Below are 578 nucleotides of genomic sequence, written 5' to 3' on the forward strand. Positions count from 1 at the left end.
GCGCTTCTGGTGAACTGAAGGGAAAACCCCTTCGCACAAATAGCGCATGGCTTCCCCTACCGAAAAGTTGGAGGGCGAAGCAAGCGAATACCTCGAAGCCAGCATCGACACCGGTGCGGCTGTCATTGCCAGGAGCATGCGGCGGCGAGAGAACTTGCTCATACGGCCCCCGGGCGCAAACGCAGTGAATCCACCACGGCATCCCACAATTCCAGTGCTTCCTCGTCGCTGGCGAACGATTCCTTGTTGGTGAGGTAAGCGCTCTCGCCGACCTGTAGCGACACATTCAGGTTGGGCTCGGCCAGGGAGTCCGCTTTTCCCGGCGCCTCCCATTTGAAACCATAGGTTCGTTTCCCATCCTGTGTGCCGGCCACCAGGATCTCATCGGCCTCGATGGGGCCAACCGGACGCGCACGGTTGCGCAATTGGGTGACACCGGCTACGGTGCCCAGCAGTCCAGCCAGGATGCCGCCGGCGCGCTTGCGCAGACCGGGTTCCACGCTGCGTTGCACATATGACGTAACCGTCAACGACACATCGGGCTTGCCGGCCAAGCGAATGATCATTGCCCAGCTTTC

General features: G+C 60.9%; 1 protein-coding gene. It reads right to left on the reverse strand.

The features are described 5' to 3' along the window. Window positions 1-158: 158 nt before the first annotated feature. A partial coding sequence (locus tag K206_RS0137010; protein WP_029044483.1) for a T6SS immunity protein Tli4 family protein occupies window positions 159-578 on the reverse strand: 420 nt, incomplete at its 5' end.

Source organism: Cupriavidus sp. WS (assembly GCF_000395345.1).
In the GTDB taxonomy this organism is placed as follows: Bacteria; Pseudomonadota; Gammaproteobacteria; order Burkholderiales; family Burkholderiaceae; genus Cupriavidus; species Cupriavidus basilensis_B.